Consider the following 22,315-nt stretch of genomic DNA (forward strand, 5'->3'; position numbering starts at 1 on the left):
GTTAGCTAATAAGTAGCTTGAGTTCCTCAATTGTTAGTTTGTCTGCGGTTGTGTTGAAAAGATCGACAGTCTGACGCTTTTGGTCTTGAAGTTGAAGAATCTTTTCCTCAACAGTGTCTTTGCAGACTAATCGGAGAACAAGCACATTGTTCTTCTGGCCGATGCGATGAGCACGTGCCATGGCTTGGTCTTCGACTGCAGGATTCCACCAGTCGTCTAAAAGGATAACACGGTCGGCAGAGGTGAGATTGAGGCCAAAACCACCAGCCTTTAGGCTAATAAGGAAAACGGTGATAGACGGATCGCTTTGGAACTGGCGTACAGGAATGTCACGATTATGCGTGTCTCCATATAGAGTCACAAAGCGTATGCCTGCTGATGTCAAACGTGATTCTAATTCGTGAAGGGCACTGACAAATTGAGAGAAGAGTAGAACCTTACGCCCCTCAGTACGAAAGGTCTCGATATAGTCGATAACTGTTTGGTACTTAGGTGCGATGCAAGCCTGGCGTAATCGAAGAAGTCCTTCTAAGGCCATACTGCTTATACGACCACTAACTCCAGTAGCAAAAGCTTGGAGAATAGTGGTGTGAACTTGCTTATATTTGATTCGCTCGGTTTCGTTAAGCTCAACATATACAGTCTTCTCGATACGTTCGGGCAATTCTTGCAGCACCATTTGCTTCTCTCTTCGAAGTATGAAGGGCTTGAGGAATTTGCTGGAGAGAGTGACGTAGACTTCGGGGATAGCTTGGATGCCCAATGTATGCAAACGGTGATAGAGTGTCTGTATGGGAGGCATGAGCATGATGAAATGCGACCAAAGCTCATCAATGGAATTCTCGATAGGAGTGCCGGTGAGGATAATCTTGTGTTTGCAATGTAATTGGCTAACGGCCTGATATTTCTTGGTTTGACGATTCTTTATCACTTGTGCCTCGTCAATTATAATTGTATCATAATACTCTGGCAGATAATCGGAAAGATGTATGCGCAACATGTCGTAACTGACAAAGGTGAGTTGCTGAGATAATTGTGGTGCAAATCGGCTGACTTCGTTCTTCCAATTATATATTAAAGAGGTGGGAGCAATTATTAGATGATGTATATTCTTCCCCAAACAGCATAGATGGGCGATAATCTGAATGGTTTTACCAAGGCCCATCTCATCAGCTAAAAGACAACCATGATTGTTCTTGCGCTGCTGCTGCAACCATATGACTCCATCGAGTTGATAGGGACGTAGTGTTGCGTGTAGCTTATTGGTAATTGACGATTTTATGGCGTGTATCTCAGCGTTAGTGAGTGGTTGTGAATTGGCATATAGCTGACGTACATCGTAGGAAGCATCTAACTGCTCTACCAACGTCTTGTCATCAGATCTCGTGGCATCTTCTTTTTTGAACAATATGATATGTCCGTCGGACTCGTGATAGTTGCGACGATGGAGATAGCCATCAAGGAGTTGATGACCAAACTCTGATTGATTAATATCTTGGTCAGTTGAGAACCAGTTGATGCCTGATGACTCGTGATGGTAATATAGCCTAGATGCGGCTTTGTTGGGGCAGGATACGTAGAGTGTCCAGCCTTTTTTAGTGAGTTCTGCGAGATACTCGGTATCTGTATTCTTAAATGATAGAGAGGCTGTGGCAGGATTATAATTCTCTCCTAACATAGCTAAGAGCTCTGTCTCAGCCAGCTTGTCGCGAAGCATTAGCGAACCTAAGTTGGTAAGATAGGGGAGTGGAGAGTATGTGGGATAGAAATCGCTGAGAGCGTCGTTATATCGAAAACGTACTTTGATGTTGCGATGCCAAGAAGCGGGGTTTTCTATATAGAGTATTCCAGATGGTACGGATGATGCGAGACTTGAAACAATAGACGATGGATGGATGAAAGAAGGTGGATTAGTGATGCGCTTGAGGCTGGATTTTGGGGTGGCTTTAACATAAGAATAGGGATGATCCTGGAGTATGCGCTGAACAAGCGGGTGACAAACAAGCCTGCTGTCAATACAGAATGGTTGGCTGATAAGGCCTGCATGGTTTATTAGTTGGCATAGCGCTGAGGGGTGGAGCCCATTTGTGGATGCATCGGCCAGAAGGTCGCTAAGTGTTACCTTGCGTTGGAAAGGTGCCAAAGAGGAACTCTTGCCATCCAGATTGACTTCGATACGGAGTTGAGGGATGGTGTCATTTTCGAAAGTTTCGTAGATGCAAAGTAACCGATACGTCATAGGTCTAGAATTTGTAGTAAAAAAAGTAACTTTCTATCATCTTGCGTTCCATACGGCGTATTTGGTCGTCGTTACATTTTACCTGAAGAAGTGCCCCGGAGTGGTTTCGAAGTTTGCCATGGAAGTTGCATTCGTCAATGCGGCAGCCACCACAGCAGATAAAACGCAGATGGCAAGTACGGCAGGGGATGAGATTATCGACCGAAGTTTGCAGGTGGAGCTGATGGCCTTTTTCCATAAATGCTTTTATCGGTCTACCGGTAATATTTCCATAACTATCGACCTCGGAGATGCGATTGCAATAATACACCTCGCCATCGGCACCTATGGATATGCCACCAAAGCCACAGTTGCGTTCAATGAGATTAGGGGTATGACCTTCCATGAAGTTATTATACTTGGCATCAGGATCTAAGGCGTGCTCAATTTCCATAATACGCAGGAAAAACTCCTTGTTCTGAGCTTCGGTGTAATGAGTGTTGCGCCCTTGAAGTACCTTCTTGCTGAGTTTGAAGAAAACTGGGTGCTGACATTGGCTCTTGATGTAACTAACCATCTGCTGATAGCGCTCGGCTGCATCGTGCTGAAGATTCTGGAATGTAAAGGTGGTGGCCACAGATGTGCGAATACCTGCGTTAGCAAAGAGAATGACGTTGCGTACAATGCGGTCGAAATGGCCAGAGCCGCGAACCTTGGCGTTGGAGGCCTCGTCGAAACCATCTATGCTTATCTGTATCTGACTGATATATGGGGCGAGCTGGTTAATGCGATCCTCGGTCCAAAGGATGCCATTAGAAAGCACTGTAGTTTCTAAACCAAGTGTTGATGCATGTATAAGAATGTCGTTGAAATCGCGGTTCATCAGAGGCTCGCCTCCAGAAAAAGTTACACTTTTACCTCCCTGGTGTTGAAACTCGGTAAGGATGCGAAGCCACTCTGTCTTTGGTAGCTCGTTCTCTAATGGCTTGCCAGAGCGCATAAAACAGTGCTCGCAATGAAGATTACATGCATTGGTGAGGTAGATATTGAGCATGCGGTAACCTTCTAAGTATTGAGGAACGGGGGCTGTGTTGATGCCTGCAAAACTCCGAGCCGTGATAGCTGCAAGAAGTTGCTTGAACTGAGACTGCTCTTCTGTGGTGTGCAAAGATGTATATATAGCGCCTACAGATTGACCGCCCATCAACTGTTGAAGAAGGTGCTTCTGTAAGTCTGACTTTATGACCATCCAGTTGGCAGTAAGCACAGAAATAACCAACCATCCTTCAGCGCATGGTCGGAAAAGAATCTCGTCAGAGAAGATGAGGTGGTCAGTGCTCTGTAGCTCGGAATGCTGTCTCATGACATGTGGTTTGAATTTAATAATTGAGGTGACACCAGTCTCTGCTGTCACCTCAACCCAATTGGGATAATGCTGCTGGTAAAGCTAATCCTTGATCAGGGGATTAGTTCTGGTTTACGTCGCAGCGCTTGAAGCAGTACATGGCGCCTACACGCTCTGTATCTTCTGCTGTCTTAACTTCCCAATCGAAAGAAATAGAAAAATTCTCTTTCATGTTTTCAATTGTTTTTTGTTCGACATTAATGTTATCTATTCTCAAGTGTGCAAATAAGCCGATAAAAGGGCTATAGCACTATCTGCATCTGCCAATGATACAACCTCAGAAGGGGTGTGCATATATCGGCAGGGGATGCTGATCAATCCTGTTCGGATGCCTGTGCCGGCAACCTGTATCTCTCGGGCATCGGTGCCTGTGGGACGGGCAATAGCCTCTATCTGGTAGGGGATGCCATTTGATTTTGCCATGCTGATGAGCTGCTGGTTGATACCTTTGCTCATGTTAGGCCCCATAGGAATGACTGCACCTTTGCCTAGGCTGATATCACCATCTTTTGCGGGTGACATGGTGGGATAGTCAGTGGCATGGGTTACATCAATGGCAATGCCTATATCTGGGCGTATAGCCTCAGTTATCATTTTTGCACCGCGTGCACCTAATTCTTCCTGTACGGAGGCCACTAAATAGATGTCCTTATCTGTTTGCAGGGACTGCAAATTCTGTGCCAGACCCATCAAGACTGCCAAACCAATCTTGTCATCGAGTGATTTAGACAAGAGAAGGGTGTCATTAAGTTGTACAGGATTGCCTTGGAGAGTGGCTACATCGCCAATCTGAACTTTGGATTGTGCATCTGCTTTATCTTTGGCTGCAATATCAATCCAAAGGTCTTCTGGCTCGAGTTGCTTAGAATTCTCGGATTTGTCCTGGAGGTGTATGGGCTTCTTGCCAATAACGCCTGTTACAAGGCCTTGCTGCCCCATGATATTTACACGCTGACCGGGGAGAAGATTTGTGTCGATACCGCCAATTTCTTTGAAATATAGGAATCCGCGGTCATCGATGTAACTAATCATTAAGCCAATCTCATCGGCATGCGCCATGAACATTATCTTAGTGCCAGAACCTTTTTTATGGGCGATGCAATTACCATTGACATCAGTATAGACATCGTCGACAAAGGGGGATATAACTTTTGTGAACAAGCTTGTGACCTGTTCCTCAGAGCCTGATGGACTAGCCATCTGAAGACTCTCATATAATGCCTCTTTAATCTTTTGATCCATCGATAATTTATGTACGGCCCGTTGTTGGACTCATTTCTAATGCAAAGGTACTGAAAAAAAATATCAATTACTTGCAAATTTACAGAAAATAATGTTTTTTAAGAAATTGGGGTTAGGATATGGAGATTCTGCTTGCCTTTTTTCGAGGGAATACTATGGTTTGTTGGATTTTTAGTAGTTTTATTTGGAAGTTCTGAATTAAAATCTTATCTTTGCCAACAAGAATTTAAGAGGGCTGTCAAATATGTTATTATGATTGCAAACTTTTTGTGGTTTTGGTTATGAGTAGAAATGTTCGTGATATATTGTTGTCACAAGTAAAAGAAAGAAGACCTTACTTGTGGGCAGTTATTATCGTAATGTGTTGGTTCGGGCTTGATTTACAGAGAGGGTGGATATTGGAAAAGTTGTTACCTCTTATGGATCAACGACCCTCATGGGCTTTTCATGTTCTTTTTATTATTGGCTTATGTCTTATCATTACATATGTATACCACAATTTATTTGTTAAGGAAAAATATCTGTCACATCAATTTAGGGCTTTTTGGTATAGTGTAATTGCTGTATATTGTATTATAGAATAGAAGAGACGTTTGCTTTTAGAGGTTTTGATTATGGTATTGCCTATTTGGATTTACTTTTAATATGGGGATTCTTTTTGTTCTGTTATGAGATATATAGGTTATATCATTCAAGAATACTTTCGGGTTATTCTAATGGGCTTATAGGAGATACCCCAATTCGATATGTAGAGGATGATCATTTAGGATATTCTGATTATGCAAAGGCTGTGGCTAAATTTATGAATGATACAGATTGCTCACAAAGTTCTTTCTCTATAGGTATAGAAGGTGTATGGGGGCAGGGAAAAACGTCATTTGTAAATCTTCTTAAATCAGAGTTGAAAGAATATGGCTATATTATAGTAGATTTTAATGCAAGGGCTTCTGCTAATTGTAATGAGATACAAGAAGATTTCTTAGCTTCATTAAGAAATTCATTAAGTAACTATTATGTTGGTATATCTGGAGTCATAAAAAAATATGGTAAAGCTTTGCAGGTTACTGAAGAATACAATCCGGCTTTGAAGTTTTTTCAAATTGGCTCATGGCCTAACCTGTCCTCTAGTTGGGAGTCTTTAGATAAGGCCATCAAAAATACGGGCAGGAGAGTCGTTATTTGTCTTGATGATCTTGATAGACTTACTGGTGAAGAAATAATGGAAGTATGTAAAGTTGTTGATAAGAACGGCTCTTTTCCCAATGTTTTTTATATTGTTTCATATGATAAGGTTTATGTACAGAATATATTAGGTAGTTATTTAGAACTTGAAAAAACAGACGATTTCCTTGATAAGTATATTAATATAGAGTTCTCATTACCAAAGAAAGTCTATTTGGTGCTTCTTGGCGAACTACTAAAATACTTTGAAGATTCTATCAATAAAAAGGAATTCGTAAATGTAAGCATAGATACAATAAGACAATTTTTTGCTCAGAATGCTAAGATTATTGAACCGAGGCTATCAACTATGAGAGATGTTAAGCGTTTTTATAACCAATTTAGATTTGATTATCAACCTGTTCTGAATGATGTAAGATTTGAGGATTATTTCTTTTTAGAGCTAATCAAGTATAGATATAAAGAAGAGTATGAGAAACTCAGATGTGGCGATTATACATCGAAGGGGGAAAAAATGTATGATAAAGAAATAAACTACAATAAAGAACTAATTTATCTCAATAGCCTCGATGAAAATGATAGCCCACAATGTTGGGACATTTTACTTCGTTTGTTCCCGCTTGCAAAGAATAAAACATACAGTGATGATTGGTACCAATCTAGATGGAATAGAATATGTAACGTTTTGTCTTATGATATATATTTCTATCAACAAAGTGAAGGTGTGATATATAACAAGGACTTACAAGGATTGTTCCAAATGAGCTTAAAAGATGCTATTGATAAAATTGATTCCTGGAAAGATAATGTAAATAATGTACGGGATTTCCTGCTAACTCGTGATGCTTTTCGGCTTAATTCAAGAAAGAATTTTGATTTATACATTCCACTTACCATTTATTGCGCTTACATTTATAACGATTACATGCTAAGGGCTGCGCTTGGAACTTTTTTTGTTACTGATGGTCATGATAAAGGTATTGAAAAAATAAAGAAAATATATGGGTTTAAAGATGATAATGATTACATCCTTCATCTTAAAAGTTTACTTGGCCAGTTGGCTGTTATTGATATAAGGCCAGTTTATAGTTATGTTCATGCGCTTTATACTTCTATGATAGATGAACCTTTGTCTATATATCATTCTATTATTAATATTGAAGACTGTAAAGATTTCTTAATGAAGCTTTTGAAAGGATACATAGCTAAAATAGATGAGGAAACGTGGTCTGCTCAAACTGCATGGGAAATATCACGTATTTCCAAAATGAATCCCAAAAGGATTGATTATATAGAGATGGATAATGATGCAATTAATGCTATCAAAGACTCTATGGAGGATAAACCGGAAAAATATGCGGGTGCAATAATAACTCATTTCACTTTTGATGGATATTTGAAATTTAACATTTGCAATGTTTTCCTTGCCTCTCAGATTTTTGGTGGTTGGGAAAATTTTGAGGAATATTTGCAGGTAATTGAAGACTCAGAAAAAGTTCCCTCTCTGGTAAAGGATGTTTTAAAACTATTTTGGGAAAAATTTAAAAAGACCGAGTACAATCCATTTGCATTCTATGGATATGATAAGCAGGTAAGTGTAGGCGATTACGAAGCTTATTACAAAATATTCAAATCAATAAACTAATTTGCATTTTTTACTGCGTGTTTATTAATTAAGTTATTAAACCGCTAACAAAGTTGAAGTACTTAGTTAGCGGTTATTGTTTATAATTGTTGTTTGTCAGTTTAGCGCTTTCACTTTAGGGAATTCTTCTAACGTAGGCTTGTCAGAGTAAAGAGCATAATACTGGTCAGCTTCGTATTTGAATTCTATATCTATTTTATCTTGATCTTTGCGTTGCAATTTAATAACTTTACATGGACTGTAAATTGAGTGCATGTATGGTATTTTGTAAGTCTTGCCATTTAGATCAAGAACTATATCTGTACTTGTAGAAACAGCAGCCATCTCCTTATTCTCGTAATTGCTTTCTGCAAAATCTGGTAATGTAATTGCTTCTGCAGATATTTTCACTCCACCAGGGCTCTTGACTATCACTGGTTCATGTTTAAGATAAGCGAGATATTTACAAGAGGCATAATATGCTTGTTCTGAACAATCGTGGTATAAAGAAAACTTTTCTCCTGTTAATTGTTCAATTTGCTTGATGTTTTTGTAGTATTCCTTAAACTTCTCAAAATTATGTTCAATATTTTTAGTTGTATTCTTTATGTTAAAAGGAATGTTCGAGACATCCTTAATAAATACATCTTCTCCACTGAAAAATGCCGAAATGAAATCAATCCATTTTATAGCTAAATCGATGTCCGTAAAGGTGTCTTTTGATTTAAAAGTGAAGTTAACATCAAACTTCCGATCTATAGAAGCTTGCTCATTGATGGCGACTATCATTTTCATCGTGTAGATGTGAAAATCAATATCAAAGACAACTTTCTGCTTATTAAGTGCATATGCCTTTCCCTTAATAATCTCAATAAAGTTACGCGATGGAATATGTATAGTTAACTCAAGGTCTTTGGGTACGGGCATTACTAATATTGCAGAGATGTTGTCGTCTATAACAATGCCATTAACAGAATGGACACAATTAAGAAGGTGCTCTCCCTTGAATTCTATTTTGGGTATTGCTGGATATATGGGATTATCAATGATAACTCCATATTTTTCAAAATCCATGTTGTTGGCAATCTCTTTATAAACATCATCGACCGTGAATTGTATTTTCTGTTCGATAGATTTTTTCTCCAGAGGTTTAAAGCCTTTTATTTGATTCTCACCATCTGGCGGCATTATAATACCTGGCGTGAAGTCGTGGAAGTTGCAGAACTTAGTATACACTTCAGAGGAAATCTCTCCGTGTTTAAAGTCTTTGCTGATGTTGGATCTTAATTCTGTTATTAGCTCATTAAGAAACTCTGATGCGTATGCTTCATAATATGTAACTCCGAGCTTCTTTAATTGTGTCTTCCTGCTCTCGTTTATGCGTGGAACGATGAGGAACATTTCTTTTTGGTTTCTGCCTACGGCATCGGATATGTGCTTGATGATATCGATGATATTATCATCGTACAAGTTATATCCGATAAACAAAATGTGTTTTGTTAAGAACTCAGTCTTAGTCAAGTCCCACAATCCTGAATTAATTGGCTCCTCAAAAAACTGCTCATAGTCGTTTGATGTGATTATAACAGAATCTGGGTCAGTGAAATCTCCGTGAATTTTGAAAATAGTAGTTTTCTTTTCCTGTATATAAGTACAATCTTTGTCATTTCTAACTACGTTTCTTTCTGCTATAGGATATGAGTCTTCTAACAGTGTGTCATAGTTTGTGGTGAAGATATGTTTGAAATGAGGAATTGTTGCCAGCATGCTATGGTCATTCATACACGCAGGTGCGAAATTGAATTTCTCATGCAGTAACTCTATGAGTTGATTCCTACTACCATTACATACTTCTTCCACAAAGAAGTTGGTTAAATCTTGCAAAGAGTCATCCTTATGCTCATTTCGTAGTTTTTCATTATCAAATTCAGATAGTATGGCTGTTTTAAGATCATCTACAGATGGAGCCTTAGCTTCTATTGAGAAACCAGCTCCTAAGAAGGGAGAAACTTTGCACTTCCTTACTAGTTTTATTAATCTTTCAAACTTCATACATTATTTGGCTTATATAACAATCCCGAATCACTTAAATGATCCGGGATCGTTGCATTAATCATATCTTAATAATATCTTCTCCTAATACAGAAGAAATCTTTGCGAGGGTACGGAGTGTAAAGTTGTGAGTACCACTTAGCCATCTAGATACCTCAGGTTCTGTTTTGCCCACTTCCTTCGCAAACTCCTTTTGGGTCATGCCAATTTCTTTAAGTTTGGCATCAATCTTGTCCGCAATAGCAAAAGACCAATTGACTTGTGTTGTTACATCTTTTGGAATTGCGGCAACGGCTTCCCTAAATAGATTTGTCGCATTCATAAGTCAAACTCTTTAGTCTCTATTCCTGTTATTGTCCTTTCTTCTATAGTTATGTCTCCATTCTTTACGGCGACTTTTATTAGCTCGTCAAGTTTCTGAAGACTTATTACGTAGCCGCTAAGCTCTTCGCTTTCGTTGTATGTTCTTGTTGTTTTCTTGCCTCCATTACCTACAATTAAAACGCAATCAGACATTCTCAAACAATACAAACGCAGTTTTCCGTATTCTATGGGGAGGGCGCAAACTTGATCCTTAACTTTCCCCTCTGGACGGAAATACCTTTCAAGAAATCCACTTGTTTCCAACATTCTTCGCAGAGCTGAGAGAATTATTTGAAAATCTCTTTTGCATTCGGCATTATCCTTGAATTTTTGGATAAACTTCTCGAATTCAGAGAAATTTTCATTCTCGAAACAGATAGTAAACAGACCTGCCTTCTCGGTCTGCTCCACAGAGAGAATTTTAACTTTGCTCATATTTACAGCTCTTTTGAATCTTGTTTGTATAGTAAATTTCCGCTGCAAAGATACAAAGAAAAATGAGATATTATCATAAAAGCTAATTTATTTTTGTTAATAATGTATATATTTTCGCAATACTTTACAAAATGTGGTAATTATGCATATATTATAGGTTCTTTTGGCCTTTTTGCTGTATTAGTGCTATTTTTCGTGTGTTTTTCATAGTCTTACGGCTATCCAGAACAAAAAAAGAGCACAATGAAACACCGGGACAGGTACCTGTTTCGTAGAAAAAAAATTGAGCTGCAGGCTGAAATGTCTGTGGCTCAATTTTTTTGTAAGTTTTTACATTTTGATTTGGTTGGTAAAGACTATTTTACTATATTTGCCGGCGGAAAGGGGAATTTAAAAAACTAAAAGAAACCCGAGTACTTGATATAATAAAAGTTAATTTTGATGTAAGGCGCTGATTCATAATTATTTATGAATAAAGCGCGGAAAATTGTTGTGGACGAAGGTATAGGGACCGGGGGGGGACAGGTACCTGTTTTACGGAATGACTAAGTCAGTAATAATCAATAGTTGAACAATGCCAAGGCAACTTATGGTTCAGGGTTCATGGTTCAGGGTATGAAACGCCAAAATGGCATTTCAAAAATGAAATCAATTAATATGGGAGACGATAAGAAGGAAAAAATAATAATAGTGCATGGTGAGCACAAAGATGATGTGACACTTGCCAACATACAGGCACGGATCTTTCTGGTAAGAGGCGTTCAAGTGATGTTAGATCGTGACTTGGCAGTATTCTACAAGGTTGAGACTGGTCAACTTAATAGGCAAGTGAAACGTAATATCGGTAGGTTCCCCGAAGATTTTATGTTTCAACTAACCAAAGAAGAATGGGAGGGTTTGAAGTGCCAAATTGGCATTTCAAACACAAGAGGTGGTGATAGGCGTTCTTTGCCATACGTGTTTACGGAGCAAGGCGTATCACAACTCAGTGGAGTTCTGCACAATGAATTGGCTGAAAAGATGAGCGTGAAGATTATTCGTGCTTTTGTTGCTATGCGACGGTTCCTTACTGCTAACGCTGCCTTGTTTCAACGAATGGATATGATTGAGCAAAAGCAGTTGGAAACAGACAAGAAGTTGGATGCTGTGCTGGATAAAATCGAAGAACTATCACCTGCGGTAACCACCGAACAACTTTTTCCGTCGGGATGTGTGTGGGATGCGTATATGTTTGTGTGTGACTTGATTAGGAGTGCTAAGAAGAGAATCATCTTGGTTGATAATTTTGTGGATGAGCGGGTGCTGACGATGTTGGACAAACGAAACAAGGGCGTTCCTGCAGAAGTACATACTCGCTATTATGAGCAGACGAAACTGGATTTTGATAAGCACAATCAACAATATGAGCCAATCAGTTATGTACAACTGCCACATGCAGTACATGACCGCTACTTGATAGTTGACAATGATGTGTGGCTGTTGGGTACTTCGGTGAAGGACATGGGAAGGAGCTTGTGCACAATCATTAAAGTGGGTTTTACTCCCGAGATTGTGATGGCTATGATAAAATAGTGGATGCCAGGGGACATGGATGCCAGGGGGACAGATACCCTGTGGATTTTTACCAAATGGAAATAGACGAGAAGTGCTTTGGTAAGCTTAAGGCAGTGAAAATATAATACGGGTATAACAATATGGGATTCGCATTAGGAGCATTTCTATTACCTATTTTTCAGGGGTTGATAACCACGGCAATTTTTGAGTCGGGGAAGGCTGGTGTGTCATCATCGACAAACCCAACGAGCGCTCGAGCCACTCGACGATCGTATTACGTGGAGGTGGAATTATATTCACTCTATCAATGGTAGCGTGGGCGGTGATGATGGCTATCCAAGGTAATGACATTACTGGTTATCTGCCTTTTTTATGTGGCTTGTTACTTATTGCTGGCATTAGCTTCTGGGATGATGTACAATCGCTGCCAGACTCGGTGAGGTTGGTGGCTCAATTCGTTGCGATAGCGCTGATGTTATGGAGTATGGGCATTATGAATTGGACTATGTGGTGGACTGTACCCATAGCACTTGTAGTATGTGTTGGCGCTTCGAACATTATCAACTTTATGGATGGCATTAATGGCATAACTGCTGGTTATGCGTTGGCAATGCTGGTTCCGCTATTGCTGCAGAATAGGGAATATGGATTTATAGAGGAATCGTACCTTATTGTGGCTATCCTGGGCGTTTTGGTATTCAGCATTTTTAATTTCAGACCGAAGGGCAAGGCGAAGTGCTTTGCGGGGGATGTAGGAAGCATAGGCATTGCTTTTATCATTCTGTTTGCTGCTGGCAGACTGATTGTCCAGACTGGCGACGTGACTTATCTTATACTTATATTGATTTACAGTGTAGACAGTATTCTGACGATTTGCCATCGTATTATGCTGCATGAGAACCTGGGCGAGGCGCACCGTAAGCATGCCTACCAGTTGATGTGTAATGAGCTGAAGATTGGACATGTAAAGATATCACTGCTGTATATGGTGTTGCAGTTGGCAGTGAGCTTGGGATTCATCTATCTGATACCAAATACAACTGCGGCTCATTGGATATTCTTTATCTGTATGAGCGTGATGTTCGCAGTGGCGTATGTGCTGTTTAAGATGAAATACTATCACTTGCACGAGGAATACCTCGCATCGCTCAAAAAATAACAGAATTATGACGATTAATCAAGATTTACTGGAAAGGCTGTTTGAGGAAGCGAAGATGAATGCCCGTCTGAGGACAAATCTGGACCTGAGAACATCGGCTGAGGATGGCTCGCAGCGTATGTTGAACGCGATGCTGCCAGGAACGGAGGTGGCTATCCACAGGCATCCGATGAGTAATGAGAACGTAATCCTCATTAAGGGCCGCCTGGATGAGGTGCTGTATGAGGAGGTGACTACAGCAGATGGCAAGATATCGCTGAAGGAGGCAGAGCGCATACACCTGTGCCCCGAAGAAGGCGCCTACGGCTGCCAAGTGCCCCAAGGCGTGTGGCATACGGTAGAGGTGCTAGAGCCCTCGGTGATATATGAGGGGAAGGATGGCAAATACGGTGCCGATGGGAGCGAAACGTATTCTACATTGCAGCAGTGCGAAGCACACGATTGATTCCTTCTTTAAGGGAAATCTGAGGTTTCCAGCCCAATTGCTCTATGGCTGATGTATCTAAAGCCGTGCGACGATAGGCACAATAACCTCTGTGTTCGCCCTCTGATACTACCACCTGAATGTTCTTATCCTCTCTCAACGCTGCCAGCATGTGGGCTAAATCTTTGATGCTGACGGGTTCTGATTCGTTGGCCAGATTATATGCCATAGCAGGCTCTCCATAAAACAGGGCTGTAAACATGCCCACGACAGCATCTGTTATATATAGAAAAGCGCGAACAGCCTCTCCACTGCTTTTCAGTACAATATCTCTGCCAGCCACCACATCGCCCATCAGATCGGCCATCACCCTTCCATCGTTCTCTAATTTCATCGTAGGACCATACGAATGGGCAATACGAATAGCGTTAAAATTAACGCCATATTGCAGATAATAGCTCTTAAGCAAAGATTCTGCAGCCCGTTTGCTTTCGGGATAGCACGATCTGTCGTCCAAAGGATTAAGTGTGCCAAAGGCCTGCTCATCCAATAGCTCGGCCTCTTCGTTCTTGCCATACACTTCGCGTGTGGAAGCAAAGAGCACCTTCTTCGACAGGCATTTGCGAGCATACTCCAGCACGTTTATCGTACCCAACAGATTGCACTTCATAATGCCAACAGGATCGGAATTGATGAAATAAGGACTGGCATTACCTGCCAAATGAAAAACATAATCCACTTTACCCTCATAGGCGATAGGAGTGCATACATCCTGAATGAGCAAATGGAAATAAGGCTTGGCTAAATACGAGCCAAAGTATTGCTCTGCTTTCTGACGATTCCTGCAAAGGGCTATTACTGTGATATTTATGCCAGCATGCTCGTGCAGATAGAGCAACAGCCCTGTGACATACGAAGCCAGCATACCTGTGGCTCCTGACACGAGGACAGTCTTTCCGTCGAGCTCACGCCAAGGCAAATCAGCCTCACTTATACTCTGTAAATCTTCTATGATAACCTCGCTCTTCATATGCAATGTTTACAATCTTAAAAACCAAATACGGCACTTTCTTCTCTTGCTTCTATGATGGCCTTGAACATAAAGTAGTCGGCAGGTGTAGTAATCTTGATATTCTCAGCCGTTCCTGTAACAGTATGTAGCTCATAACCATAATGGTTCATCATCGAACTGGTATCTATGAAGTCGTGCCTTCCCTCAGCTAATGCTTTCTGATGGGCTTCTAGTACATCTTTCAAGATAAAACATTGTGGTGCCCTGACCATCAGAACGTTGTCGCGATTTGGTACCTCCAGAGAACCATCAGTATTTTTAATGGCTACTGTTTCTGTTGCTGGTACACAAACCACGCAGTTTCCTTTCTTCTTGGTCGTTTCTATACATTCAATAACAGTTTTCTCCATCGGTAACGGTCGCACACCATCATGTATCAGTACTATTGAATCGTCAGAAAAATGTTGTTTTGCGCATACCAGTCCATTATAGATAGAGTCTTGCCCTTTCTCGCCACCAGGTACGATATCTATAACTTTAGTCAATTCATATTTCTCTACCTGACTACGAAGATAAGGAATCCAGTCATCCAGGCAAGCTACCACGATAGCATCAACTTCCTGGATATGCTGAAACACCTCGATGGTATAAACCACGATGGGTTTACCTCGAAACTCAAAAAACTGCTTGGGGCGACTCTGGGTGTGTAGTCTATTCCCGTGCCCTCCTGCAAATATTACTGCTATATTCATATCTCCTTAGGTATTGTTACTGGATAATCATTTTGCCATGTTACTTTTTTACCATGTAGAAAATCAGCCATCTTCTGTGCGATGTCCTTTGCCGAATGGCCAGTTTCATTCAGCCCCATTCTTATTGTGAAGGCATCCCACTTTTTCAGATAATCGTCCATATCGAAAGCCTTCACGTTCTGTTCCATCTCATCATTATCCTTGGCGTATGGGAATGGCAGTTCTTTCATCTCGTAATACACGCCACGCTCTTCATACTTATACTTCTCAAAATCAGTGGCAAACGTAAAGCAGGGAATCCGCCTCAAGGCTGCGTCGAAGATACAGCTCGAATAGTCGCTCACCATTACGTCTGTCGCCATTAGCAGCCGCTGCATATCCTGATAATCAGTCACATCCTTCACCTCAGGATGCGTCTCCTGATAACCTTTCGAATAGAGTCTTAAATTGGGATGGAATCTGATGAGCATTGTCCACTCGCCTCCAAACTTATCCGTGAGCAATTTTTTCAATCGCTGCAGGTCGAGATTATATACCTGCATATCTATTCTCTGTTCCAGCGTAAATCGCTCTCGCCATGTGGGTGCATAAAGCAGTATTTTGTGGTTCTCAGGGATGCCTAACTCCTTTCGAGCCCTTGCGCCATCCTCGGGATTCCCATTCACCAACATATCGTTTTTGGGGTAGCCACATTTCCATATAGGGCCATGATATCTGAAAGCTCTGCGATAAATCTTGGAGAGATGGTCGGAATTCGAAATATAAACATCCGCCATATCCGAGGCATTTTTCAGAAACAACGTTTTATCAAAAGTATCTCCTACTTGGCCATCACAATCTCTTGCCATCTTTTTTATGCCCAGTCCGCCATGCCAGGTTTCGATATACATCTGTCCTTTGCGCTTCACAAAATAGTCTGGTACACTACAATTATTAGTCCATATCTTAGCTGTTGCATGTTCATATATCCATCTCAGACTATACCATCTCACAGTTCTCATCCACTCAGGCACCTCATATTCATATTTCGGATCCTTCGCCCAAACGATGTCTGCATCAGGGCAAAGCTTATGGAATTCTTCTATGATGTACTTCTGGTTATCATCATAACGGCGGCCTGCTGACACACAAACTATCACCTTATTATTTTTTATTGGAAACACGCGTAGCAGGTAGAAGAGCAGCATTACCCCTACCGCTAACACAGGCCTCAGGACTGGCCTAATCCATCTCCATATGTTTTGATTCACCATAGCAAACTAACAATAAATCTCCTTGAAATGGGTAATCAAGAAAGGAATATTCATGATTCTCCCATATAATGATCGAGCATTAATCAGTTTTTCTTTAAATATCCTGATTTGTTCTACATATTTATCAGCAAAAACAAATCTACCAGAGAGTAATTCATTAATAATATCCATACGATAATCTGAATATACATTTATGAGTAGGGTATAACAGAAATGCTTATATCGGTTGGTACCTTTTTCGCTTGAATTCGAGTAATTATTTCCATGTTGCCTATACTCATTTACGATTTCTGAGGTAAAAGCAAGACCGCCATACATACAACTCAAAATGGAAAGCCACAAATCATGGTACTTTGCGACTTCTGGTATAGGCAAAGCAACTTCTATAAACTTCCTATTAATAAGCATCGAGGCTCCTTGAAATGTATTACGGTAAAAGAAAAGCCGATAAAGCAGATCTATTTCGGACTTTAAGGGTATAACCAAATTATCACGATCTATTAAATTCGAATGAAGGCTGTTTCCATATTTATCAATAAAACGAGCATTACCGCATGCTATAGGTTTATCCCCGATTATGTTTAACAATATAGATAGATGTTCAGGCACCCATCGGTCATCTTGATCGCATAAGGCAATATACTCTCCTTTGCAATACCTGATTGCTTTTTCGAAATTCTTGATATATCCTAAATTGTAATCATTCTGATAAACCGTAATGCGTGCATCCCGTTTCTTGTACTCTTCCAAAATTGCCAAAGTATGATCCGTGGAACAGTCATCGCAGACAATTATTTCAAAGTCCTGAAAGGTTTGATTCAGAACTGAGTCCAATTGTTCACGAAGGAACTCCTCTCCATTATATGTTGCAAGGGCAATTGAAATCATATTTATAGGTTTAGAACAGATCCCAGACAGAGAGTAGGAATTTTGCAAAATTCTTGGCGCAGATAAACAATCTTCCTAGTCTATACTTGTCCCATGCATTCAGGACTTTCCTTTTTATCGCTCTTGACTCATATATTTCATGAATACAAAAACTTAGGTATACCACCCTCTCTTTCCAAATATTGGAGTGCTCAATATAGCCATTATTTACAAGATAGTCAAATACTATCTTATGTTCCGTTTGAGATATACCTCTATATTTAAGCGACTTTGTTGTATTCAATGGAAATAATCTGTAATAATTCAATTCTTCCTTACAGAAAAATACATTTCCCAATTGCATGAGCTCTATCCAAAACAACCAGTCTCCCTCTCCTCGCATAGACATATATTTCCTATCGACAGAAAGGGCGGCTTGACGATTGAAAATAGCAGAACTGGCATTGGCCACGATATTTCCATGAATCATATGTTCTTTTATAAAATCATGGCCAGTCATGGAGAAACTTTTGACCAGTTTGTCGTGAGGAAAATAGCAACATCTATTTCCATCGACATCGTATTTACATGACTTGCAAAATGCTAATACAGCATTGCTATCCAAATACCCCTGAACTAAGACCTCCAGTAACTTTGTGTCACAAGAATCATCGCTCTCGGCAATCCAGACAATATCCCCTTTCGCTAGTTCAAAGCCCTTGTGCCATTGTTTGAAGGTAGAGCCACTATTCTCCTCATTAACTACAATTTTAGAGACATGCGGATCATCCTTGTACTTATTGATAACTTCCAAACTGTTATCGATTGACTTATCATCCAAAATGATCAGTTCAAAATTCTGGTAAGTCTGGTTGAGCACTGTTTGAATGCGCTCATCCAGAAATTGCGCATGGTTATAATTGGGTATTATAACAGATACTAATGGATTATTCATTTTAACTCGTCTTTTAAAATATGTTCTGCATATAATTGCTTCTCATCAGTTCTTCGATTATATCTAAAGAAAAAATCCAAATTAAGAATTTCTTTCCATGACTCGACTGAACGATCAGGTATACCACGTTTCATTTTGTTCTTTACCCACTCTCCAATCGTTTTCGTTGAATAGTGGCGAATATAGGCGACACTGAAATCATAATCCTGAACGAAGGATTTGGCATCGACAGATTCCCCCAAAGGATTACAGCAATGATAGCCTATACATGAGGGCGTGTGTGGCGTGTTGTTCCATCTCACATACGATAGCCCCCCACGGACTATACTTTTAATATGATTATTTTCAGGAAGATTGTTTGAATACATTCTTGTATTATAAGGGAGCGGCTCAACAAACCTTTCAATCACATTTCTTCCGTCATTATCCAACAAGTCGTTATCACCATAGATTTTCCAGTTGATGTGGAGTAACTGGTAAGGCAAGAACTCCTTTTTATTAAGGAATCTGTGAATATCATCATTCCCATCAGCGATAGTCAAGAACTCATCAATATCAAAAAAAGCTATCCAGTCATACTCCTTATTGTGCTTATTATAACAATCTTGATAAGCAGGCATTTGAACACACTCCCTGCCTCTAAAATCAACAATCTCTACAAAGGCACTCTGAATATAATCATTTATCACATCTTCAAATTTTTCTCCGTCAATGTTATTGTTATCATAGATGAAGATTTTATCAAAATGTAGATTCTTATAATATTCAACAAAGAATCTAATATAATCATTCTCCATTTTGGCAATACAGCATAAGGCAATCTTCCCAGTTTTAGTGTACTGTGTCCATCGTCTATTATAAAAACCTATTATAGGTGTGCAACACGTTTTAATCATCCACACTATTATGGGCTTCAGAAAGCTCAAATAGGTATTAAGTATTTTTTTTAGATATTTCATAAACATTGATAATGCCATTTTTCTTAATCTAATTCATTCTAACTCGTCTTTTAAAATACGTTCAGCATATAATTGCTTCTCATCAGTTCTTCGATTATATCTAAAGAAGAATTCCAAATTAAGGATTTCTTTCGATGCGGCTACGGAATGATTTCCTAAGCCACGCTTCATTTTGTTCCTTACCCACTCACCAATCGTTTTCGTTGAATAGTGACGAATAAAGGCGACACTGAAATCATAGTTTTGAAAAGGGGAATTAGTATTAACAGGCTCTCCTAAAGGGTTACAGCAATGATAGCTATCACTAAACGGTGTATGAGGATTCTCCCATTTAATATATGATAGTCCGCCACGTATAAGAGTCTTTATATGACTATTTTCTGGATCTTCATCAGGAAGTGGTTCGACAAATCTTTCAACCACATTTCTTCCATCATTATCCAACAGGTCGTTATCACCATAGACTCTCCAGTTGATATGCATTAACTGGTAAGGCAAGAACTTCTTTTTATTAAGGAATCTGTGAATATCATCATTCTCGTCAGAGAAAGTCAAAAACTCATCAATATCAAAAAAAGCAATCCAATCATACTCCTTATTGTGCTTATCATAACAATTTTGATAAGCAGACAGTTGAACCAGCTCCCTGCCTCTAAAATCAACAATCTCTACAAAGCCACTCTGAATATAATCATTTATAACATCTTCAAATTTTTCTCCGGCTATGTCATTATTATCATAGATGAAGATTTTATCAAAATGGAGATTCTTATAATATTCAACAAAGAATCTAATATAGTCATTCTCCATCTTAGCAATACAACATAATGCAATCTTCCCTGTTCTAGTGTACTGTGTCCATCGTCTATTATAACTTCTTTTTATTGGTATATAATACGTATTATATATCCTCACTTTATATATCCTCACTGCTATAGGCTTTAGAAAGCTCAAATAAGTATTAAGTATTTTTTTTAGATATATCATAACCATTGATGATTACATTTTTCTTAATCTAATTCATTCTAACTCGTCTTTTAAAATACGTTCAGCATATAATTGCTTCTCATCAGTTCTTCGATTATATTTGAAGAATAACTCCAAATTATGAGTTTCTTTCCATGATTCAACAGAACGATCTGGTATGCCACGTTTCATTTTGTTCCTTACCCACTCACCAATCGTTTTCGTTGAATAGTGGCGAATATAGGCGACACTGAAATCATAGTTTTGAAAAGGGGAATTAGTATTAACAGACTCTCCTAATGGGTTACAGCAATGATAGTCTATACATTTAGGGGTGTGTGGCGTTTGGATCCATTTTACATACGTCAGTCCCCCACGAACTATACTTTTAATTTGAGTATTTTCAAGACGATCACAATAATACATTTTTGTATTATTGGGGAGTGGCTCAACAAACCTTTCAATCACATTTCTTCCGTCATTATCTAACAAATCGTTATCACCATAAGTTTTCCAGTTGATATGCATTAGCTGATATGGCAGGAATTTGTATTTGCTAAGGAATTTATGAATATCATTTATATCATCATTAAATGTCAGGAACTCATCACAATCGAAGAAGGCTATCCAATCATATTCTTTGTTATATTTGTCATAGCAATCCTGATATGCTGGTAACTGGGCAACCTTCCTGCCTCTAAAATCTATAATACTAACAAAGCCACTCTGAATATAATCATTTATTACATCTTCAAAACGTTCACCGTCAGGATCATTGTTGTCATAGATGAAGATTTTATCAAAATGTAGATTCTTATAATATTCAACAAAGAATCTAATATAATCATTCTCCATCTTAGCAATACAACATAAGGCAATCTTTCCAGTTCTAGTGTATTGTGTCCATCGTCTATTATAACTTCTTTTTATTGGTATATAACACGTATTATATATCCGCACTATTATGGGCTTTAAAAAGCTCAAATAAGTATTAAGTATTCCTTTTAGATGTATCATATCATTTTTCCCCCATGGCATAGAATAACCATACTTAAATATGTTGATATCTCCTGTCTTATGATATTCTTCAAACAACGGCTGTTTCCCTCTATTACTTTTGCTAAAATCATTTGAAAAAACACCAATTGCTTTAGACAATACAAAATCTGCATGTTCATTTTTCATTTTTTTTACCTTTCTTATCCATTAATTTTTGATTTACATATGACCGCAGCAAACTAACATTATGTTGTATACTATCTGTCATGTTTATTTTGTAACGATCGGGAAAAAATGAAGCAATAACTTTTAAATTATGATTTTTAAATTTTAAAGCCATTTCAAGTTTCTCTGTTCCTACAGAATGTGAGAACCGCCCCTTCTGAGAATATGGTCTATCTTTTATTCGTTTCATACTTTCACAGATATCAACAGAACAAAATATAGGGGTGATATTTTGTTTTAATAAAAAATTTGCAATCTTGCCTAATTGGTTGTCAATTGGACAATCTTCCAAATAGAATAAAGAAGATAGATATTGGATTATTCCTTCATCAAGGAACATTATATCGTATTTTCTTTCTTTGTTTGTCATTAAAATTTGATGTGAATAGAAAAGCAATTCGTCAAAATATACTCGTTTTTTCTGTCCACATTTTAGATACAGCATCAGATAGAACCAAAAGAGTTTGTACTCTGACGGATGGAACAGCATTTCAAGATAGGCTGAAATACTACCTAATTTTAATCCCCGCCTATGATAAACTTCTTTATGCTCCGCGACCTTATAGCCATCCACTTTTAGTTTGTCAACAAGCGATGACGCTACTGTTGTCTTCCCAGCTCCTGGGAGGCCATATAGTTCATAATATATCATACTTCAATGTTGTCTTT

General features: G+C 39.0%; 18 protein-coding genes and 1 pseudogene. 4 read left to right on the top strand and 15 right to left on the bottom strand.

From position 1 onward, the window contains the following. Nucleotide 1 precedes the first annotated feature (1 nt). The 3 genes from BLU97_RS08725 to BLU97_RS08735 form a co-directional block, all read right to left on the bottom strand. Entirely contained in the window at nucleotides 2-2,239 is a 2,238-nt protein-coding gene (locus tag BLU97_RS08725) for a DEAD/DEAH box helicase (RefSeq protein WP_081352938.1), read from the bottom strand. 4 nt (nucleotides 2,240-2,243) lie between these two features. Beyond that, entirely contained in the window at nucleotides 2,244-3,581 is a 1,338-nt protein-coding gene (locus BLU97_RS08730; RefSeq protein WP_074761155.1) for a radical SAM/SPASM domain-containing protein, read from the bottom strand. Between the two features lie 255 nt (nucleotides 3,582-3,836). After that, nucleotides 3,837-4,865, bottom strand: a complete 1,029-nt coding sequence (locus tag BLU97_RS08735) for a M42 family metallopeptidase (RefSeq protein WP_074761156.1) — start codon at nucleotides 4,863-4,865, stop codon at nucleotides 3,837-3,839. Nucleotides 4,866-5,433: 568 nt separating this feature from the next. Here BLU97_RS08735 and BLU97_RS08745 point away from each other — a divergent pair. After that, on the top strand, nucleotides 5,434-7,692 hold the full coding sequence (locus BLU97_RS08745) for a P-loop NTPase fold protein (protein WP_074761158.1): 2,259 nt from the start codon (nucleotides 5,434-5,436) through the stop codon (nucleotides 7,690-7,692). A gap of 96 nt (nucleotides 7,693-7,788) precedes the next feature. Here the strand turns inward: BLU97_RS08745 and BLU97_RS08750 are convergent, their stop codons facing one another. The 3 genes from BLU97_RS08750 to BLU97_RS08760 all read right to left on the bottom strand — a co-directional run bounded on the left by BLU97_RS08750 (nucleotide 7,789) and on the right by BLU97_RS08760 (nucleotide 10,521). Next, complete coding sequence (locus tag BLU97_RS08750; protein WP_074761159.1) at nucleotides 7,789-9,723, bottom strand: SIR2 family NAD-dependent protein deacylase; 1,935 nt, start codon at nucleotides 9,721-9,723, stop codon at nucleotides 7,789-7,791. 61 nt (nucleotides 9,724-9,784) lie between these two features. After that, nucleotides 9,785-10,045 carry a helix-turn-helix domain-containing protein gene (locus tag BLU97_RS08755; RefSeq protein ID WP_073043770.1) on the bottom strand — a complete coding sequence of 87 codons (261 nt, stop codon included), beginning with the start codon at nucleotides 10,043-10,045 and terminating at the stop codon, nucleotides 9,785-9,787. Continuing rightward, nucleotides 10,042-10,521, bottom strand: coding sequence for a hypothetical protein (locus BLU97_RS08760; RefSeq protein ID WP_139208955.1), 480 nt, complete (start codon nucleotides 10,519-10,521; stop codon nucleotides 10,042-10,044). The genes BLU97_RS08755 and BLU97_RS08760 overlap by 4 nt, the downstream gene beginning before the upstream one ends. A 615-nt stretch (nucleotides 10,522-11,136) precedes the next feature. Between BLU97_RS08760 and BLU97_RS08765 the strand changes: the two genes are divergently transcribed. The 3 genes and pseudogenes from BLU97_RS08765 to BLU97_RS08775 all read left to right on the top strand — a co-directional run bounded on the left by BLU97_RS08765 (nucleotide 11,137) and on the right by BLU97_RS08775 (nucleotide 13,679). Further along, on the top strand, nucleotides 11,137-12,093 hold the full coding sequence (locus BLU97_RS08765; RefSeq protein WP_175456347.1) for an ORF6N domain-containing protein: 957 nt from the start codon (nucleotides 11,137-11,139) through the stop codon (nucleotides 12,091-12,093). 211 nt (nucleotides 12,094-12,304) lie between these two features. After that, a pseudogene (locus tag BLU97_RS08770) lies at nucleotides 12,305-13,234 on the top strand (MraY family glycosyltransferase); the annotation flags it as partial. A gap of 7 nt (nucleotides 13,235-13,241) precedes the next feature. After that, nucleotides 13,242-13,679: a WbuC family cupin fold metalloprotein gene (locus BLU97_RS08775; protein WP_074761161.1), complete on the top strand. Its 438-nt coding sequence runs from the start codon at nucleotides 13,242-13,244 to the stop codon at nucleotides 13,677-13,679. Here the strand turns inward: BLU97_RS08775 and BLU97_RS08780 are convergent. From BLU97_RS08780 to BLU97_RS08820, 9 genes are all read right to left on the bottom strand, one after another. Then, nucleotides 13,648-14,688, bottom strand: a complete 1,041-nt coding sequence (locus tag BLU97_RS08780; protein WP_074761162.1) for an NAD-dependent epimerase/dehydratase family protein — start codon at nucleotides 14,686-14,688, stop codon at nucleotides 13,648-13,650. The genes BLU97_RS08775 and BLU97_RS08780 overlap by 32 nt on opposite strands. 17 nt (nucleotides 14,689-14,705) lie before the next feature. After that, nucleotides 14,706-15,422 (bottom strand): 2-C-methyl-D-erythritol 4-phosphate cytidylyltransferase, encoded by a 717-nt coding sequence (locus BLU97_RS08785; RefSeq protein ID WP_074761163.1) that lies wholly within the window; start codon nucleotides 15,420-15,422, stop codon nucleotides 14,706-14,708. Beyond that, nucleotides 15,419-16,627, bottom strand: a complete 1,209-nt coding sequence (locus BLU97_RS08790) for a CDP-glycerol glycerophosphotransferase family protein (RefSeq protein WP_175456348.1) — start codon at nucleotides 16,625-16,627, stop codon at nucleotides 15,419-15,421. Before BLU97_RS08790 ends, BLU97_RS08785 begins: the two co-directional genes overlap by 4 nt. A 54-nt stretch (nucleotides 16,628-16,681) precedes the next feature. Further along, nucleotides 16,682-17,563, bottom strand: coding sequence for a glycosyltransferase family 2 protein (locus BLU97_RS08795; RefSeq protein WP_074761165.1), 882 nt, complete (start codon nucleotides 17,561-17,563; stop codon nucleotides 16,682-16,684). A gap of 10 nt (nucleotides 17,564-17,573) precedes the next feature. Next, nucleotides 17,574-18,497, bottom strand: a complete 924-nt coding sequence (locus tag BLU97_RS08800; protein ID WP_074761166.1) for a glycosyltransferase family 2 protein — start codon at nucleotides 18,495-18,497, stop codon at nucleotides 17,574-17,576. Further along, complete coding sequence (locus tag BLU97_RS08805) at nucleotides 18,494-19,294, bottom strand: glycosyltransferase family 92 protein (protein ID WP_175456349.1); 801 nt, start codon at nucleotides 19,292-19,294, stop codon at nucleotides 18,494-18,496. The genes BLU97_RS08800 and BLU97_RS08805 overlap by 4 nt, the downstream gene beginning before the upstream one ends. Before the next feature lie 195 nt (nucleotides 19,295-19,489). Beyond that, a complete protein-coding gene (locus BLU97_RS08810) occupies nucleotides 19,490-20,449 on the bottom strand; it encodes a glycosyltransferase family 92 protein (protein ID WP_081352940.1) in 960 nt (319 codons plus the stop codon). A gap of 27 nt (nucleotides 20,450-20,476) precedes the next feature. Then, nucleotides 20,477-21,607 carry a glycosyltransferase family 92 protein gene (locus BLU97_RS08815; protein ID WP_074761169.1) on the bottom strand — a complete coding sequence of 377 codons (1,131 nt, stop codon included), beginning with the start codon at nucleotides 21,605-21,607 and terminating at the stop codon, nucleotides 20,477-20,479. After that, nucleotides 21,597-22,298 (bottom strand): hypothetical protein, encoded by a 702-nt coding sequence (locus tag BLU97_RS08820; protein ID WP_074761170.1) that lies wholly within the window; start codon nucleotides 22,296-22,298, stop codon nucleotides 21,597-21,599. The genes BLU97_RS08815 and BLU97_RS08820 overlap by 11 nt, the downstream gene beginning before the upstream one ends. Between the last annotated feature and the right edge of the window lie 17 nt (nucleotides 22,299-22,315).

The sequence above is a fragment of the Xylanibacter ruminicola genome (assembly GCF_900107775.1).
Lineage (GTDB): Bacteria > Bacteroidota > Bacteroidia > Bacteroidales > Bacteroidaceae > Prevotella > Prevotella ruminicola_C.

What these genes read in the sequence shown, in the direction of transcription:
- BLU97_RS08795 (WP_074761165.1), bottom strand. Translation starts at nt 17,563, where the DNA reads ATGATTTCAATTGCCCTTGCAACATATAATGGAGAGGAGTTCCTTCGT.
- BLU97_RS08725 (WP_081352938.1), bottom strand. Translation starts at nt 2,239, where the DNA reads ATGACGTATCGGTTACTTTGCATCTACGAAACTTTCGAAAATGACACC.
- BLU97_RS08780 (WP_074761162.1), bottom strand. Translation starts at nt 14,688, where the DNA reads ATGAAGAGCGAGGTTATCATAGAAGATTTACAGAGTATAAGTGAGGCT.
- BLU97_RS08775 (WP_074761161.1), top strand. Translation starts at nt 13,242, where the DNA reads ATGACGATTAATCAAGATTTACTGGAAAGGCTGTTTGAGGAAGCGAAG.
- BLU97_RS08730 (WP_074761155.1), bottom strand. Translation starts at nt 3,581, where the DNA reads ATGAGACAGCATTCCGAGCTACAGAGCACTGACCACCTCATCTTCTCT.
- BLU97_RS08755 (WP_073043770.1), bottom strand. Translation starts at nt 10,045, where the DNA reads ATGAATGCGACAAATCTATTTAGGGAAGCCGTTGCCGCAATTCCAAAA.
- BLU97_RS08735 (WP_074761156.1), bottom strand. Translation starts at nt 4,865, where the DNA reads ATGGATCAAAAGATTAAAGAGGCATTATATGAGAGTCTTCAGATGGCT.
- BLU97_RS08760 (WP_139208955.1), bottom strand. Translation starts at nt 10,521, where the DNA reads ATGAGCAAAGTTAAAATTCTCTCTGTGGAGCAGACCGAGAAGGCAGGT.
- BLU97_RS08785 (WP_074761163.1), bottom strand. Translation starts at nt 15,422, where the DNA reads ATGAATATAGCAGTAATATTTGCAGGAGGGCACGGGAATAGACTACAC.
- BLU97_RS08820 (WP_074761170.1), bottom strand. Translation starts at nt 22,298, where the DNA reads ATGATATATTATGAACTATATGGCCTCCCAGGAGCTGGGAAGACAACA.
- BLU97_RS08800 (WP_074761166.1), bottom strand. Translation starts at nt 18,497, where the DNA reads ATGAATAATCCATTAGTATCTGTTATAATACCCAATTATAACCATGCG.
- BLU97_RS08810 (WP_081352940.1), bottom strand. Translation starts at nt 20,449, where the DNA reads ATGGTTATGATATATCTAAAAAAAATACTTAATACTTATTTGAGCTTT.
- BLU97_RS08815 (WP_074761169.1), bottom strand. Translation starts at nt 21,607, where the DNA reads ATGAAAAATGAACATGCAGATTTTGTATTGTCTAAAGCAATTGGTGTT.
- BLU97_RS08805 (WP_175456349.1), bottom strand. Translation starts at nt 19,294, where the DNA reads ATGGAGAATGATTATATTAGATTCTTTGTTGAATATTATAAGAATCTA.
- BLU97_RS08765 (WP_175456347.1), top strand. Translation starts at nt 11,137, where the DNA reads ATGAAACGCCAAAATGGCATTTCAAAAATGAAATCAATTAATATGGGA.
- BLU97_RS08750 (WP_074761159.1), bottom strand. Translation starts at nt 9,723, where the DNA reads ATGAAGTTTGAAAGATTAATAAAACTAGTAAGGAAGTGCAAAGTTTCT.